Here is a 15,625-nt window from a genome sequence, read left to right as displayed (position 1 = left end):
AAGGCTAGCGGTAAGCCGTTACCCCTCGGTGTCACCCTTGTTTCCGGGATGTTACGGCTAGCGCTTCACCAGGACCGTGCCGGAGAAGACGTCGTGCAGGCCCCGCTGATCCGAATCCCAGACCACAGCCGGGATGACGAGCATCAGGAGCACCGTGCGGACGATCGGGCGCCACCAGCCGGCGTACGACCCGTTCAGCCGCACCACACGCATGCCGAGCAGCAGGTGGCCGAGGCCGCCGCCGAGCGTGGCCATGAGCACGACCTGCTCGATCAGGAAGATGACGCTCGAGGCCCAGGGGTTCTCGAAGAAGAACGCGAAGTAGATGACGTAGCAGAAGGCGAAGTCGATCAGCAGCGCCAGGATGCGACGACCGGGGCGCGCCACGGAGCCGCGCCCCTCGCGGTTGAAGCCAAGCCTCTCGCCTGGCCAGTCGCTCGGGGCGGCTCCGCCGGAGGTGGTGGTCACGCGGTTCTCAGCGGCCGCGCTGAGGGCGCATCCGCATCGGGTCGATGCCCTTCGGGATGGGCAGAGGAGACGACGACAGCGACGTGAGGCGGTTCGACACGGCGAGCACCTCGGGCTTGGTGAGCGCGGGCTTCAGGCGGGCCATCTTCGCGGCCACGCGGTGGAGCGGCACGGCGTCGGGGTCGGGGCCCACGGTGAGGAAGGTCACGGGCACGTTGGGGAGGATGCGGAGCACCTTTCGGCGCTCCTCCTCGAGCATCTTCGTGGTGCGGGTGCGCGGACCCTCGCCGATGAGGACGACCCCGCCGCGGCCGACGGCCCGGTAGACCGCATCCTGCGACTTGCCGTTGACGGCGATCGGCATCTCGCTGCCGGTCCAGCTGCGCTTCAGCGAGCTGCGGAGCACGGCGCCGACGGCACCGGGCTGGCCCTCGATCTGCTTGTACGCGGCGCGCTCGGCGCGGCGGCCGAGGATGATGAGGGCGGCGAGGAGGCCCGCGAGCACGCCCGCGAGGATCCACATGACGAGCCCGAAGACGTTGTCGCGCGACAGGATGAGCGCGAGGGCCACGCCGGCGAGCACCGGGAGCGCGAAACCGAGCGCCATGATCCACACCGCGTTGGAGTCGTAGCGGCGGGTCATCTTGAAGACCTGCCACATCTGCTTGATGCGGCCCGGTTCTTTGGGCTTCTTCGGTGCGGAGTCGGTCTTGCGTGCCATGACTCCAAGGATACTTCGTCGGCCCCTCTGCCCGCGCCACTGTTCGCGGCAGGCGTGCGGCGCTTCCTGCACAGCGCCGCCATCGTCCTCGGTCGTCCACCGGAACGTGCTCTGCGACCTCTCTCCGCCGCGTGCGGGGCACCCTGGGTGGATGCGACGTGCCGACACGATCTCCGAGCCCCGGGTGCCCGTGGTGGGCGGGTACACCCTCACCGAGGTGCTGTCGGTGGGGGAGCGCGCGAACGTGTTCGCCGCCGTGGCTGCCCGGGAACCGCCGTCGGTCGCCGCGCGCTCCGTCGTGGTGAAGGTGCGGCTGGGCGGTGCCGGCACCTCGGTGCGGCACGCTCGGTTCGCCACGGCGAGCCACCTCGCCGAGCTCGAGGCGCTCTCCGCGCGGCCGATCGCGGCGATGCCCCGCCTGATCGAGGTGGTGAGCGGCGAGGAGGGGCGCCCCGCACTCGTCCTGTCGCGGTGTGAGGGCCGGCCGCTGGGAGATGTGCTCGGGGCGTCCGGCCACTCCGATGACTCGGTGGTGCGGGCGGTCGGTGCCGCGGTGCGGCAGCTGCACGAGGCAGGCTGGGCGCACGGTGGTCTCGACCCCGGGTCGGTGCTCGTGGGGCCGGATGCGGGCGTCACCCTCGTGGGGTTCGGTCGCGCCGTCGCGCGCGGGGCACCGGGGTTCGACGAAGCCGTGGGCCGCGACAGCGCGTGGGTGTCGCGGCTGGCGCGGACGCCGGGGCGGACCGTCGGCGCGGACGACCCCAGGGCCGGGCTCGGGGAGGAGTGGGCGTGGGCGGATGAGCGCGCGTCCGTGCCGGCGGCCGGTGAGGCGCCGCGGGTCGCCGAGACGGTCGATCCGGCGCTGGTGGCGGTGGGCGAGTTCCTCCGCGCCGTGCGAGCCGCGCCGGGTGGCTGGGCTCGGCGCTTGCCGCGCCGGGTGTTCGCGAAGGCCGGGCTCGCTGCCGTGCTGGTGGCGGTGGTGGTCACCGCGGTCGTGGTGCTGATGCCGGGTGGTGAACCGGCTGAGGGTGGGGGACAAGGAACGGTGGAATCTGACGGCGCCGGGGTGGCCGCTGGCGGCGGAACGGACGGCGACGAGGTGGATGGCGACGAGGCAGACGGCGACGAGGGAAGTGGCGGCGGTGCGGATGGCGAGACGGATTCGGCGGTGCGGGGTGACGATCCGGTCGCGGCGACGGCGGCGCTGCTGCGGGTGCGGGCCACGTGCTTCGCGGCCGGCGACGCGGCGTGCCTCGACGGGGTGGATCAGTGGGGGTCGCCGGCGCTGGCGGCTGATCTGGAGGAGATGCAGGGTGATTCGAGCGAACGGAGGATGCTGCCGGCCGACCCCGGGGCAGGGGTCCTCCGTCTGGTGCAGCGGGTGGGCGACTTCGCGCTCGTCGAGGTGACTGGGCCGGGAACGGCAGCGGCCCCGCTCCTCGTGGTGAGGGGCGGGGCCGGCTGGAGACTGCGATCGTACGGGCCGGTGGGCCCGTGAGACGGCGGCGAGGGCTAGATGCCCAGGTCGCCCTCGAAGTCGCCGTCCTCGAGGCGGTTCTTCACGGCGGTGAGGAAGCGCGCGGCGTCCGCTCCGTCGACGATGCGGTGGTCGTAGCTGAGCGCGAGGTACACGATCGAGCGCACGGCGATCGCGTCGGCGCCGTCGACGGTCACGACCGTCGGCTCCTTCGTGACGATGCCGGTGCCGAGGATGGCCACCTGCGGCAGGAACACCAGCGGGGTGTCGAACAGCGCGCCGCGCGAACCCGTGTTGGTGAGCGTGAAGGTGCCGCCGGAGAGCTCGTCGGGCTTCAGCTTGTTGTCGCGGGTACGGGCGGCGAGATCGGCGATCTGGGCGGCGAAGCCTGCGATGTCGAGGTCTCCGGCGTTCTTCACCACGGGGGTGAGGAGGCCGCGCTCGGTGTCGACCGCGATGCTGATGCCCTCGTGGTCCGGGTAGACGATCGACTCGCCGTCGACGGTGGCGTTGATGACCGGGTAGGCCTTCAGCGCCTCGGTCGCAGCCAGCGCGAAGAACGGCAGGAAGGAGAGCTTGGTGCCGGTCTTCTCGAGGAAGCGGTCCTTGACCGCGGTGCGGAAGGCCGCCACCTTCGTGACGTCGACCTTCACCACCGTGGTCAGCTGGGCCGAGGCCTGCATCGAGGCCACGGCGCGCTCAGCGACGACCTTGCGGAGACGCGACATCGGCTGCGTGGTGCCGCGGAGCTCGGAGACCTCGAGCGGAGCGCGCTTGGCCGGAGCGGCCGCAGCGGTGGAGGCAGCCGGAGCTGCCGCCTTCTCGACGGCGGCGAGCACGTCCTCCTTGCGGATGCGGCCTCCGACGCCCGAACCCGTGACGCTCGAGAGGTCGATGCCCTTGTCGTGGGCGAGCTTCCGCACGAGCGGGGTGACGTAGCCGGCGTTGGAACCGGTGGCTGCGGGAGCCGACGGTGCCGCGGCGGCCGGAGCAGCGGGTGCAGGAGCAGCGGCAGGAGCCGGTGCAGCAGCGGGGGCCGGAGCAGCAGCAGGTGCAGCGGCCGGAGCCGGAGCAGCAGGCGCGGCGGCAGGTGCCGGTGCGGCGGCGGCCGGAGCCTCCTGGACAGGCTCGGGGGCCTCGGCCGGGGTCTCCTCGGCAGGTGCCGGAGCGTCGACCGACGAGGTGATGACCTCTTCCGGGGCCTCCTCCGACGGAGCCGCGGGAGCGGGCTCGGCGGGGGCCTCGGCGGCGGGAGCCTCGGCCTCGGCGGCCGGAGCCTCCTCGGCAGGGGCCTCGGGAGCCGCAGAACCGCCGCCCGATCCGTCGCCGATCGTGACCAGAGCGGTCCCGACCTCGACCGTCTCGTCCTCCTGCACGAGGATCTCCTCGATCACACCCGCCACCGGCGAGGGGATCTCGGTGTCGACCTTGTCGGTCGAGACCTCGAGAAGGGGCTCGTCAACCTCGACACGATCGCCGACGTTCTTGAGCCATCGGGTGACCGTTCCTTCAGTGACACTCTCTCCGAGTGCGGGAAGGTTGACGGATTCGCTCATGACCTTTGTCTCCTTTTGGAACCGTTCGTTTTCAAGCCTAGTGGGCCGGACCTTGTGCTGCTCGGGCCGCGCGGCGCCTCTTCGTGTGAGCCGCCGCGCGGAGGGGTCCGATCAGATGGCGTGCAGCGGCTTCCCGGCCAGGGCCAGGTGCGCTTCGCCGAGTGCTTCGTTCTGCGTGGGGTGTGCGTGCACGAGCGAGGCCACGTCCTCGGGGTAGGCCTCCCAGTTCACGATCAGCTGGCCCTCGCCGATCAGCTCGCCCACGCGGGCGCCGATCATGTGGATGCCGATGACGGGGCCGTCGTTGACACGCACGACCTTCACCGATCCGGTCGTGCCGATGATGTGGCTCTTGCCGTTGCCGGCGAGGCTGTAGTCGTAGGCGGTGATCTTGTCGGCGCCGTACTTCTCGGCGGCCTTCGCCTCGGTGAGGCCCACGGAGGCGACCTCGGGGTCGGAGTAGGTGACCTTGGGGATGTTGACGTCTTCGACCACCTGCGGGTTGAGGCCCGCGATCTCCTCGGCCACGAAGATGCCCTGCTGGAAGCCGCGGTGGGCCAGCTGCAGGCCGGGAACGATGTCGCCCACGGCGTAGACGCCGGGAACGCTCGTCTCGAGGCGGTCGTTCGTGATCACGAAGCCGCGGTCGACCGTGACACCGGCCTCCTCGAAGCCGAGGCCCTGGGTCGCCGGGCCGCGCCCCACGGCCACGAGCAGAAGGTCGCCGTCGAAGGTCTTGCCGTCTTCGAGGGAGACCACCACACCGTTGTCGTCCTGCGTGACGCCCGAGAAACGGGTGCCGAGGTTGAAGGCGATGCCGCGCTTGCGGAACGCGCGCTCGAACTGCTTCGAGATCGCCTCGTCCTCGTTCGGCACGAGGTGGGGAAGCGCCTCGATGATCGTGACGTCGACGCCGAACGACTTCCAGACGCTCGCGAACTCGACGCCGATGACGCCGCCGCCGAGGATGACGACCTTCTTGGGGATGAAGTCGAGCGCGAGGGCGTGCTCGGAGGTGATGACCCGGCCACCGATCTCGAGGCCGGGGAGGGTGCGCGAGTAGGAGCCCGTGGCCAGCACGATCTTCTTGCCCGTGATCGTGTCTCCGCCGACCTGCACGGTCGTGGGGGAGGTGAGACGCCCCTCGCCCGGGATCGTGGTGATCTTGCGCGCCTTCACGAGGCCCTCGAGGCCCTTGAACTTCGAGGCGACGATGCCCTCGCGGTAGGCGGTGACGGCAGCGATGTCGATGCCCTCGAAGGTCGTGTTCACGCCGTACTTGGCGGATTCGCGGGAGACGTCGGCCACCTCGGCCGAGTGCAGCAGCGCCTTGGTCGGGATGCAGCCGCGGTGGAGGCACGTGCCGCCTACCTTGTCCTTCTCGATCATCGCCACCGAGAAGCCCAGCTGGCTTGCGCGCAGTGCGGCCGCGTAGCCGCCGCTGCCACCGCCGAGAACAACAAGGTCAAAGTTCTGGTCCGACACCTATGCAACTCCCTCGTGCGTCAGGATCCGTGCAGCGTCAGTGCGACGTGCACCGGAATTGGAGCGATATCTTTTCGCCCCTGCGAGCTTACTACGCACGAGAGAAGGACTCGGCAAGTCGGAGCAGGGTCCGCACGGTCACGCCCGTCGGCCCCTTCACCGTGTACCCATAGCCGCCGTCCTTGTTCTGGGCGGGGCCGGCGATGTCGAGGTGAGCCCAGGGGATGGTGCCGCCGTCTTCCCGCTTGCCCACGAACTCCTGCAGGAAGACGCCCGCCACGAGCATCCCCGCCGCCGTGTTGCCTGGCTTCACGTTCGCGATGTCGGCGATGTCCGAGGCGAGCAGCGGCCGGAGCTCCGCCGGCAGCGGCATCGGCCAGAACGACTCGCCGGCCTGCTTCGCCGCTCCGAGCACGTCGTCGACGAGGGCCTCGTCGCCCATGGCGGCGACGTAGCGGTTGCCGAGCGCCACGACCGCCGCCCCGGTCAGGGTCGCCACGTCGACGATGGCGTCGGGCTGCTCGGCACTCGCGGCGACGAGGCCGTCGGCGAGCACGAGCCGGCCCTCGGCATCCGTGTTGAGCACCTCGACGGTGCGGCCGCCCTTGATGGTGAGCACGTCACCGGGGCGGATGGCGGTGCCCGAGGGCATGTTCTCGGCGAGGCACAGCCACGCCGTGATGCGCACCGGCAGCGACAGCCGGGCCGCGGCCAGCACGGCGGCGAGCACGGTGGCGGATCCGGCCATGTCGTACTTCATGCCGATCATCGACACCGGCGGCTTGAGCGAGAGGCCGCCCGTGTCGAACGTGATGCCCTTGCCCACGAGGGCGATGTGCTTGGCGGCGCCGGCGGGGGAGTAGGCCACCTTGACGAGCCGCGGCGGCCGGGTGGAGCCCTGACCGACCCCGGCGATGCCGCCGAAGCCCTCGGCCACGAGCTCCTGCTCGTCCCACACCGTCACGTCGAGCGGAAGGCCCGCCGCGAGCTCCTGCACGCGATCGGCGTAGACGGAGGGGTAGAGGTCGAGCGCGGGGATGTTCACGAGGTCGCGCACGAGCGCCACCGCGTCGACGGATGCGAGGGCGCGCTCGAGCGCCGAGGCCGCCGTCTCGCTGTCGAGGGCCGACACGATGGAGATGGAGCGGGCGCGCGGCGACGAGGTCGCCGACCCCGCCTCCTCGCCCACGGGCTCCGCCGCCTCGGCGGGCGAGCCGTCGGCCGGATCGGCGCCGGTGCCCCGGTAGTCGGTGTAGTCGTAGGAGCCGAGGCCCGCTCCCTCGGCGACGGCCACGAGCTGGTCGGCCGACTCCTGGCCGAACGAGATCACGACGGCGTCCTTCGCCGTCGTGCGACGGCCGGCGACCCCCGCGGCGTAGCGGAGCGTGTCGTCGTCGGGCGAGGCGGTGCCGAGGCCCACCACGGCGATGCTCGCCGCCGTCAGCCCCGCCGGCGCGGGCAGTCGCACGAACTCGTCCTTCTTGCCGCCGAAGCCGATGGCCTCGAGGGAGGCGGCGACAGCCGTCGCGACCTCGTCGGAGGCTCCGAGCACGACGAGACCGGATCCGCCGCTCCGCGTATGGGCCGCAAGCACGAGCACCTCGCCGTCGGTCGTGGTCTGGTCGGAGGAGCGGATCGAGAGCGTGGCCGAAGTCATCCCGCCATCGTATTCCCGCTGCCTGTTCGCTCTCGGCATGCCGCCTCCGGGAGGTCGCCCCGGCTGCCCGGTTTAGAGTTGAGACATGGATCGACCCAGTGGGCTGTACGACATCGTCGCCGAGAGCGGCATCGTTCCCGAGGGCCTCGACCTGGTCGCCGGCCTCACCGGGTTCACGGATGCCGGAGCGGCCGTCTCGCAGTTCGGCGACTACCTCCTCGACACCCTCGACAACCGGGTCATCGCCGAGTTCGACGCCGACGTGCTCCTCGACTACCGCGCCAGGCGACCGATCATCACGTTCGATCACGACCACCTGAGCGACTACCAACCGCAGACCCTCCGGCTCTACCTGATGAGCGACGAGCTGGGGCACCGCTTCCTCTTCCTCAACGGCTTCGAGCCCGACTTCCAGTGGGAGCGCTTCGCGGCCGCCGTGATCGAGCTCGTGCAGACGTTCAAGGTGAAGACCACCACCTGGGTGCATGCCATCCCCATGCCGGTGCCGCACACCCGGCCCATCAACGTCACCGTGAGCGGCAACCGGATCGAGCTCATCGATGCCCTGTCGGTCTGGCGGCCGAGCACCCAGGCGCCCGCCAACGCGCTGCACCTCGTGGAATACCGGCTGCAGGAGCTCGGCCACCCCGTCGCGGGCTTCGTGCTGCTCGTGCCCCACTACCTCGCCGACACCGAGTACCCCGCCACCGCCCTCGTGGCCGTCGAGTCGATCAGCGCGGCCACCGGGCTCATCTTCCCCACCGACCAGCTCCGCGAGGAGGGCCGGCTGTTCTCGTCGAAGATCGACGAGCAGGTCGACTCGAACGCCGAGCTCGCCCGCCTGGTGACGACCCTCGAGGAGCGCCACGACACCTACATGGAGGGCACGAGCATCCGCTCACCCCTCACCGACGTCGATGGCGAACTGCCCTCGGCCGACGAGATCGCCGACGAGCTGCAGCGCTTCCTCGCCGGCAACCGCTCAGGAGACGACCTCCCGCCCGGCACCGTGGGGTAGGTGGGCCGATGGGGCCGCAGGCGTAGACTCCGAGCGATGAATTCGAGACGCGCCTGGCTGGTCTTCGCCGTGGGCGTCTTCGCCTACATGGCGGGCGTCCTGCAGCGGTCGTCGCTGGGCGTGGCGGGTGTCTCCGCCGCCGAACGGTTCGACACCACGGCGGCGCTGCTCTCGGCGCTGGCCGTGCTGCAGCTCGCGGTCTACGCGGCCCTCCAGATCCCGATCGGCCTCCTGATCGACCGCGTCGGCCCGAAGCTGCTCATCTGCGCGGGCTCCGGCGTGATGGTCGCGGGCCAGCTCGTCGTGGCCTTCGCGCCGGCCATCGAGCTCGCGATCGCGGGGCGGATGCTCGTGGGCGCGGGCGACGCCGCCATCTTCATCTCCCTCATCCGGCTCATCAACTCGTGGTTCAACGGACGCACCGTGCCCCTGCTGTCGCAATGGACGGGCAACGTCGGAGCCATCGGTCAGATCCTCTCAGCCGTGCCCTTCGCCTGGCTGCTGCACGAACAGGGCTGGACGACGGCCTTCACGGCAGCGGCGTCGGTCTCGTTCGTGGGCTTCGTGCTCACCATCGCCTTCCTCGCCGATCGACCGGCGGGAGCGACGGAGACGCGCGCCGCCTCGATCAAGGACGCCCTGCACGGCCTCCGCCAGACGATCCGTCGGCCGGGAACCCAGCTCGGCTTCTGGTCGCACTACGTCACGCAGTCCTCCGGCACGGTCTTCGCCCTCTTCTGGGGCTTCCCCTTCATGGTCTCGGCCCTCGGCATCCCCGAGACGACCGCGTCGATCCTCCTCGTCACCATCGTGGTGACCGGGCTCATCGCGGGCCCCATCCTCGGCATCCTCACCGCCCGCTTCCCGCTCCGCCGCTCCAACCTCGTGCTCGGGGTGACGGCGCTGCTCGGGCTCGTCTGGGCCGCCGTGCTGCTCTGGCCGGGGGTTCCGCCCGCCTGGCTCGTCGTCGTGCTCGTCATCACGATGGGGGCGGGCGGGCCGGGTTCGCTCATCGGCTTCGACTTCGCGCGCTCGTTCAACCCGATCCGCTCGCTCGGCTCGGCCAACGGCATCGTGAACGTCGGCGGGTTCCTGGCGAGCTTCGTGACGATGTTCCTCATCGGCGTCATCCTCGACGCCCAGCTCTCGGCCGGTTGGAGCGACGCGCTCTACGACCTCGACGCCTTCCGGCTCGCCTTCGCGGTGCAGTACGTGGTGGTGGGGTTCGGCGTCGTGATGCTCCTCTCGGCGAGACGGCGGACACGCCGCAAGCTCGAGGAGGACGAGGGAATATCCGTGGGCCCCATCTGGGTTGCACTGTATCGAGCATGGAGGCGCCGGGGGGCGTGAACGGCGAGAGGGCTGTTCTTTCCGTGCAATAATTGATAATGAAGACCCGTTCCTGTGTACGGATGCAGTCGTAGTCGAGGCTGCAGCGATCCGGCACTTGACATGGGTCTTAGTACTGTCCAAAAACATCTTCATGCGGCCGGCGTTCACGCCGGGAGATCTCATCTCAGCACCGGTCGCGTGGCATGAAAGGTGAACTAATGGCCACCCCCAAGACCGCAGACACCCTCGAGCAGGCAACGGCGCCTGACGAGGTCGAGTCGGCTGCCACGAAGCCCGCCGCCAAGCGCGCTCCCGCGAAGAAGGCCGCCGCGAAGGCACCCGCCAAGGCCAAGGCCGCCCCCAAGCGCGCCACGAAGGCCAAGGCCTCCTCCGACGACGAGGACGAGGAGATCGAGCCGGGCGACGAGGCCGAGGTCGACGAGACCACCGACGAGGTCGAGGTCGTGGCCGACGACGCCGCCACCGAGTCGACCGAGGAGGGCGAGGACGGCACGACGAAGGCCCCCGCCGCCGCGGAGGCGCTGCCCACCGGCGCGCTCGTGCTCTCGCTCGTCGACGACGAGGACGACGTCCCCGTCTACTCGACCACGATCACCGGCGCCACCGCCGACCCCGTGAAGGACTACCTCAAGCAGATCGGAAAGGTCGCTCTGCTGAACGCGGCCGAAGAGGTCGAGCTCGCCATGCGGATCGAGGCGGGACTGTTCGCCGAGGACAAGCTGGCGAACACCGACAACCTCAGCCCCTCCGCCAAGCGCGAGCTGCAGTGGGTCGCGAAAGACGGCCAGCGCGCCAAGAGCCACCTGCTCGGCGCGAACCTGCGCCTCGTGGTGAGCCTCGCGAAGCGCTACACCGGTCGCGGCATGCAGTTCCTCGACCTCATCCAGGAGGGCAACCTCGGCCTCATCCGTGCGGTCGAGAAGTTCGACTACACCAAGGGCTTCAAGTTCTCGACCTACGCCACCTGGTGGATCCGCCAGGCGATCACGCGCGCGATGGCCGACCAGGCGCGCACCATCCGCATCCCGGTGCACATGGTCGAGGTCATCAACAAGCTCGCCCGCGTGCAGCGCCAGATGCTGCAGGATCTCGGCCGCGAGCCCACGCCCGAAGAGCTCAGCCGCGAGCTCGACATGACGCCCGAGAAGGTCGTGGAGGTGCAGAAGTACGGCCGCGAGCCGATCTCCCTGCACACCCCGCTCGGTGAAGACGGCGACAGCGAGTTCGGCGACCTGATCGAGGACACCGAGGCGGTCGTGCCGGCCGACGCGGTGGGCTTCACCATGCTGCAGAAGCAGCTGGAGTCGCTGCTCGACTCGCTCTCCGAGCGCGAGGCCGGCGTCATCCGCATGCGCTTCGGCCTCGGCGACGGCATGCCCAAGACCCTCGACCAGATCGGCGACACCTTCGGGGTCACGCGTGAGCGCATCCGTCAGATCGAGTCGAAGACGATGGCGAAGCTGCGCCACCCGTCGCGATCGCAGTCGCTGCGCGACTACCTCGAGTAGGCCGATGGCCCTCCGAACCACGGCCGCCGTCCTCGTCGGGCGGGCCGTCCGGGTCGCCGCACGCCTTCGCGGCGGCGGCTCGGCCATCCCCGGCAACATCGCCCTCCGCATCGATCCCGGCTTCCTCGAGCGCACCATCGCGCGCATCCCGCACGGCGTCGTGGCCGTCTCCGGATCCAACGGTAAGTCGACCACCACCAACATGCTCGCGGCCATCATCCGGGCGCACGGGCTGAGCGTCTTCACGAACCCCTCCGGCGGCAACCTCCCGCAGGGGATCGCGTCGGCGCTGCTCTCCGAGGTCTCGACCGGCGGACGGCTGAACAAGGACATCGCGATCCTCGAGATCGACGAGGGCTACGGCACGAGGCTCGCCGAGCTCCTGAAGCCGCGCACGGTGCTGCTGCTGAACATCCAGATCGACCAGCTCAACCGCTATCACGAGCCGGATCGCGTGGCGACCATGCTCGGGCGCGTCGCGGCCACCTCGACCGACGGGCTCATCCTCAACCGCGAGGACAACTTCCTCGTCGACATGGATGCGCGCATCCCCGGCCGCACCGGTCGCCGGGTCAGCTTCTTCGGAGGCGTGCCGAGTCTCGTCGACGACGCGAGCCACGGTGTGGCCTCGGCCGACCGCTTCGACGAGGGCTCGGCGGTTCCCGGATCCCGGGCGGCGGCCGTCGAGGTCGTGGCGCTCGACGGGGCGCGAGCCACTCTCGCGATCGATCCCTGGACGGATGGGGAGACCGGCGACGGCGTCGCCTCCGCCCGCACCCAGATCGAGGTGCGTCTCCCGGCCCGCGGCATGCACTACGCCCTCGACGCCGCCGGAGCGGCCGCGACCGCGCGCAGCGTGCTCGGCGAACGGTTCCGGCCGGAGCTCGTCACGCGCGCCCTCGACACCCTCGAGACCGTCTACGGCCGGGGCGAGATGCTCGAGGTCGCCGGCGAGCAGATCGAGATCATCATGATGAAGAACCCGGCGAGCCTGCAGCTCAACCTCGACTCGCTCGAGGGTGCTCCCGAGCAGGTCTTCCTCGCGGTCGACGAGGGCACCCCCGACCCCTCCTGGATCTACGACATCGACTTCTCGGCACTCGACCACGTCGACGGCATCACCGGATCGAAGGCGTGGCAGTTCGCCGTGCGCTTCGGCTACCTCGGCATCCCGGTCGGCGAGGTCGACCTCGACGTGCGCCGCGCGCTGAAGGCGTTCCTCGCCCGGCCGAAGCCCGCCACCGGACACAAGGTGATGATCCTGAACTACGAGCAGATGATGCTGATCCGCAAGATCCTGGGCTTCAAGGAGCTCGAGGGCGGGGGAGCGGCATGAGCGCCTCGCTGAAGATCCTGCACCTGTTCCCGCGACTGCTCGGCCTGAACGGCGAGAGCGGCAACGTCGACATCCTGACCCTCCGCTCCGAGTGGCGCGGACTGCCGGTGGAGGTCACGCGCCACGACGGCGGCACGCCCGTGGGCTTCGGCGACGCCGACCTCGTGTTCATCGGCAGCGGCCCCACCTCGGCGCAGCTGCTGGCGCATCCGCTCGTGCTCGATGTGGCCGCTGAGCTCCGCGAGCTCGCCGCCGACGGCCGGCCGTTCCTCGCGATCGGCGCCGGGTTCCAGCTGCTCGGCCAGACGATCGCGCTCGAGGGCGGCGAGGTGCTCGAGGGCGCCGGCGTCTTCCCGGTGGCCACCCGCCACGGCGGCACGCGCGTGGTGGGCGACTTCGTGGTGGAGTCTCCTCGGCTCGGAACCGTCGTGGGGTTCGAGAACCGCGGATCGTTCGTCGACGTGGGGCCGCACGGCACGCTCGGCCGCGTGGTCTACGGCCGCGGCAACACCGAGACCCCCTTCGAGGAGGGCTTCTGGGAGGACAACCTCCTCGGCACCCACATGCACGGCCCCATCCTCGCCAACAACCCGGGCCTCGCCGACTCCCTCCTCGACACGGCCCGCACCCGCCGAGGCCTCGCCTACACCGACCCGGCCCCCGAGCGCCTGCGCGAGATCGACGACCGGGCCCGAGAGGCCCGCGGCACGATAGCGGCCAACCCCCTCTCCGAATAAGCTCCCGCCGGATCTGAATGCTGCTGGGCGCTCTTAGACGACCCAAGGTGAGCGCGTGGCCGCGAAGCGACCGCACGCGAACATGTCCCGGCGCGCCGCAGAGGCGGCGGCGCGCCCAAGGTCTCACGCGTACTCAGCGCTGCCCGCGGCTTTCAGTCGGGATACCTGACGTTTCTAGACATCAATTCTCTCGCGACTCATGCCTTCACTTCCCGCGATGATGAACTCCTTGCGCGGCGCCACCTCGTCGCCCATGAGGAGTTCGAACATGCGCTCGGCGGCCGCGGCGTCTGAGACGTTCACGCGGCGGAGGGTGCGCTGGCGCTTGTCCATCGTGGTGGAGGCCAGCTGGTCGGCATCCATCTCGCCGAGGCCCTTGTACCGCTGGATCGGGTCCTGGTAGCGGCGGTTCGACTTCTTCAGCGCCCCGAGCACGGCGGCGAGCTCGGCCTCCGAGTAGGTGTAGATGGTCTCGTTGGGCTTCGAGCCCGGGTTGATCGCAACCACCCGGTGCAGCGGCGGAACGGCGGCGTAGACCCGGCCGTCCTCGATCAGCGGCCGCATGTAGCGGAAGAACAGCGTGAGCAGAAGGGTGCGGATGTGCGCACCGTCGACATCCGCGTCGCTCATCAGGATGATCTTCCCGTAGCGCGCCGCCGACAGGTCGAACGAGCGGCCGGATCCGGCACCGATCACCTGGATGATCGAGGCGCACTCGGTGTTCGACAGCATGTCGGCCACCGAGGCCTTCTGCACGTTCAGGATCTTGCCGCGGATGGGCAGCAGCGCCTGGAATTCGCTGTTGCGGGCGAGCTTGGCGGTGCCGAGCGCGGAGTCGCCCTCCACGATGAAGAGCTCGCTGTTCGCCACGTCGGAGGAGCGGCAGTCGACGAGCTTCGCGGGGAGCGACGACGACTCGAGCGCGTTCTTGCGCCGCTGCGTCTCCTTGTGCGCCCGGGCGGAGATGCGCGACTTCATCTCGGCCACGACCTTGTCGAGCACGAGGGCCGACTGCGTCTTGTCGTCGCGCTTGGGGGAGGAGAAGCGCTCCTTGAGGCCCTTGGTCACGACCTGCGACACGATGTTCCGCACCGCCGGGGTGCCGAGGATCTCCTTGGTCTGCCCCTCGAACTGCGGCTCCGGGATGCGCACGGTCAGCACTGCGGTGAGCCCGGCGAGCACGTCGTCCTTCTCCAGCTTGTCGTTGCCCACCTTCAGCCGCCGGGCGTTCGCCTCGACGGTCTGGCGCAGGAACTTCAGCAGCCCGGCCTCGAAGCCGGCCTGGTGGGTGCCGCCCTTCGGGGTCGAGATGATGTTGACGAAGCTCCGGAACGACGTGTCGTAGCCGATGCCCCAGCGGAGCGCGATGTCGACGGCGCACTCGCGGGTGAGCTCGGTGGGGATCATCGCTCCAGAGTCGGTGAGCACCGGGACGGTCTCCTTGAACTCGCCCGTGCCCTCGATCCGCCAGATGTCGGTCACGGGCGCGTCGACCGCGAGGTGGTCGACGAACTCCGAGATGCCGCCCTCGAAGCGGAACGACTCCGAGCGGGGCTCGTCGCCGCGCTCGTCGTCGATGGCGATCTTGAGGCCGGGCACGAGGAACGCGGTCTGGCGGGCGCGCACGGTGAGGTCGTCGGTCTGGAACTCGGCGCCCTTCGTGAAGATCTGGCGGTCGGCCCAGTAGCGCACCCGCGTGCCGGTGACGTTGCGGGCGGTCTTGCCCACCACCCGCAATTCGCTGCGCTTCTCGAACGGCGTGAACGGCGCATCCGGACTCGGCTCGCCGCCCTTGTCGTCGAACACCCCTGGCTCGCCCCGGTGGAACGACATCGCCCAGGTCTTGCCGCCGCGGTCGACCTCCACGTCGAGCCGCTCCGAGAGCGCGTTCACCACGGAGGCGCCCACGCCGTGGAGTCCACCGGACGCGGCGTACGAGCCCGAGCCGAACTTGCCTCCGGCGTGCAGCTTCGTGAACACGACCTCGACGCCCGAGAGCCCGGTCTTCGGCTCGATGTCGACGGGGATACCGCGCGCGGTGTCGCGCACGGTCACGCTGCCGTCGCCGTGCAGCACGATGTCGATCTCGGTGCCGTGACCGCCGAGCGCCTCGTCGACCGAGTTGTCGATGATCTCCCACAGGCAGTGCATGAGACCGCGGGAGTCGGTGGAGCCGATGTACATGCCGGGCCGCTTGCGCACGGCCTCGAGGCCTTCGAGCACCGAGAGGTGCCGGGCAGAGTAGTCGGACGGTGAGGCCACCGGTTCTCCTTAGAAGGTCGTGCAGGGGAGCGGATGCCGCGTCCCAG

Annotated in this window: 12 protein-coding genes; 6 read left to right on the top strand and 6 right to left on the bottom strand. The window is 70.1% G+C overall.

The window, feature by feature from the left end:
• Window positions 1-57: 57 nt before the first annotated feature.
• Window positions 58-468 (bottom strand): RDD family protein, encoded by a 411-nt coding sequence (locus Q0D57_RS01210; protein ID WP_291036884.1) that lies wholly within the window; start codon window positions 466-468, stop codon window positions 58-60.
• 7 nt (window positions 469-475) lie between these two features.
• A complete protein-coding gene (locus tag Q0D57_RS01205; RefSeq protein ID WP_259526770.1) occupies window positions 476-1,189 on the bottom strand; it encodes a DUF4191 domain-containing protein in 714 nt (237 codons plus the stop codon).
• 151 nt (window positions 1,190-1,340) lie between these two features.
• Between Q0D57_RS01205 and Q0D57_RS01200 the strand changes: the two genes are divergently transcribed.
• Window positions 1,341-2,687 (top strand): hypothetical protein, encoded by a 1,347-nt coding sequence (locus Q0D57_RS01200; protein WP_291036881.1) that lies wholly within the window; start codon window positions 1,341-1,343, stop codon window positions 2,685-2,687.
• Between the two features lie 14 nt (window positions 2,688-2,701).
• On the opposite strand, the gene sucB is transcribed toward Q0D57_RS01200, so the two are convergent.
• The 3 genes from sucB to Q0D57_RS01185 all read right to left on the bottom strand — a co-directional run bounded on the left by sucB (window position 2,702) and on the right by Q0D57_RS01185 (window position 7,364).
• The gene (sucB, locus tag Q0D57_RS01195) at window positions 2,702-4,222 is read right to left on the bottom strand and encodes a 2-oxoglutarate dehydrogenase, E2 component, dihydrolipoamide succinyltransferase (protein WP_291036879.1); all 1,521 of its coding nucleotides are present in this window, start codon (window positions 4,220-4,222) and stop codon (window positions 2,702-2,704) included.
• 111 nt (window positions 4,223-4,333) lie between these two features.
• The gene (gene lpdA / locus Q0D57_RS01190) at window positions 4,334-5,707 is read right to left on the bottom strand and encodes a dihydrolipoyl dehydrogenase (protein WP_291036877.1); all 1,374 of its coding nucleotides are present in this window, start codon (window positions 5,705-5,707) and stop codon (window positions 4,334-4,336) included.
• A gap of 91 nt (window positions 5,708-5,798) precedes the next feature.
• On the bottom strand, window positions 5,799-7,364 hold the full coding sequence (locus Q0D57_RS01185; RefSeq protein ID WP_291036875.1) for a leucyl aminopeptidase: 1,566 nt from the start codon (window positions 7,362-7,364) through the stop codon (window positions 5,799-5,801).
• Window positions 7,365-7,449: 85 nt separating this feature from the next.
• On the opposite strand from Q0D57_RS01185, the gene Q0D57_RS01180 reads away from it, so the two are divergent.
• The 5 genes from Q0D57_RS01180 (at window position 7,450) to Q0D57_RS01160 (ending at window position 13,316) form a co-directional block, all read left to right on the top strand.
• Window positions 7,450-8,382 carry a PAC2 family protein gene (locus tag Q0D57_RS01180; RefSeq protein WP_291036873.1) on the top strand — a complete coding sequence of 311 codons (933 nt, stop codon included), beginning with the start codon at window positions 7,450-7,452 and terminating at the stop codon, window positions 8,380-8,382.
• Window positions 8,383-8,418: 36 nt separating this feature from the next.
• Entirely contained in the window at window positions 8,419-9,732 is a 1,314-nt protein-coding gene (locus tag Q0D57_RS01175; RefSeq protein WP_291036871.1) for an MFS transporter, read from the top strand.
• A 200-nt stretch (window positions 9,733-9,932) separates the two neighbouring features.
• Window positions 9,933-11,243, top strand: a complete 1,311-nt coding sequence (locus Q0D57_RS01170) for an RNA polymerase sigma factor (RefSeq protein WP_291036869.1) — start codon at window positions 9,933-9,935, stop codon at window positions 11,241-11,243.
• A gap of 4 nt (window positions 11,244-11,247) precedes the next feature.
• Window positions 11,248-12,579, top strand: a complete 1,332-nt coding sequence (locus Q0D57_RS01165) for a MurT ligase domain-containing protein (RefSeq protein ID WP_291036865.1) — start codon at window positions 11,248-11,250, stop codon at window positions 12,577-12,579.
• Window positions 12,576-13,316, top strand: a complete 741-nt coding sequence (locus Q0D57_RS01160; RefSeq protein ID WP_291036863.1) for a glutamine amidotransferase — start codon at window positions 12,576-12,578, stop codon at window positions 13,314-13,316. Before Q0D57_RS01165 ends, Q0D57_RS01160 begins: the two co-directional genes overlap by 4 nt.
• Window positions 13,317-13,490: 174 nt before the next feature.
• Here the strand turns inward: Q0D57_RS01160 and Q0D57_RS01155 are convergent, their stop codons facing one another.
• Window positions 13,491-15,578, bottom strand: coding sequence for a DNA topoisomerase IV subunit B (locus tag Q0D57_RS01155; protein WP_291036861.1), 2,088 nt, complete (start codon window positions 15,576-15,578; stop codon window positions 13,491-13,493).
• Between the last annotated feature and the right edge of the window lie 47 nt (window positions 15,579-15,625).

The sequence above is a fragment of the Herbiconiux sp. genome (assembly GCF_023264895.1).
Lineage (GTDB): Bacteria > Actinomycetota > Actinomycetes > Actinomycetales > Microbacteriaceae > Herbiconiux.
Note: the sequence above shows the minus strand (reverse complement) of the source record. Positions and strands in the feature narration are given on the sequence as shown.

What these genes read in the sequence shown, in the direction of transcription:
- Q0D57_RS01205 (WP_259526770.1), bottom strand. Translation starts at nt 1,189, where the DNA reads ATGGCACGCAAGACCGACTCCGCACCGAAGAAGCCCAAAGAACCGGGC.
- Q0D57_RS01200 (WP_291036881.1), top strand. Translation starts at nt 1,341, where the DNA reads ATGCGACGTGCCGACACGATCTCCGAGCCCCGGGTGCCCGTGGTGGGC.
- sucB (WP_291036879.1), bottom strand. Translation starts at nt 4,222, where the DNA reads ATGAGCGAATCCGTCAACCTTCCCGCACTCGGAGAGAGTGTCACTGAA.
- Q0D57_RS01185 (WP_291036875.1), bottom strand. Translation starts at nt 7,364, where the DNA reads ATGACTTCGGCCACGCTCTCGATCCGCTCCTCCGACCAGACCACGACC.
- Q0D57_RS01180 (WP_291036873.1), top strand. Translation starts at nt 7,450, where the DNA reads ATGGATCGACCCAGTGGGCTGTACGACATCGTCGCCGAGAGCGGCATC.
- Q0D57_RS01175 (WP_291036871.1), top strand. Translation starts at nt 8,419, where the DNA reads ATGAATTCGAGACGCGCCTGGCTGGTCTTCGCCGTGGGCGTCTTCGCC.
- Q0D57_RS01170 (WP_291036869.1), top strand. Translation starts at nt 9,933, where the DNA reads ATGGCCACCCCCAAGACCGCAGACACCCTCGAGCAGGCAACGGCGCCT.
- Q0D57_RS01165 (WP_291036865.1), top strand. Translation starts at nt 11,248, where the DNA reads ATGGCCCTCCGAACCACGGCCGCCGTCCTCGTCGGGCGGGCCGTCCGG.
- Q0D57_RS01160 (WP_291036863.1), top strand. Translation starts at nt 12,576, where the DNA reads ATGAGCGCCTCGCTGAAGATCCTGCACCTGTTCCCGCGACTGCTCGGC.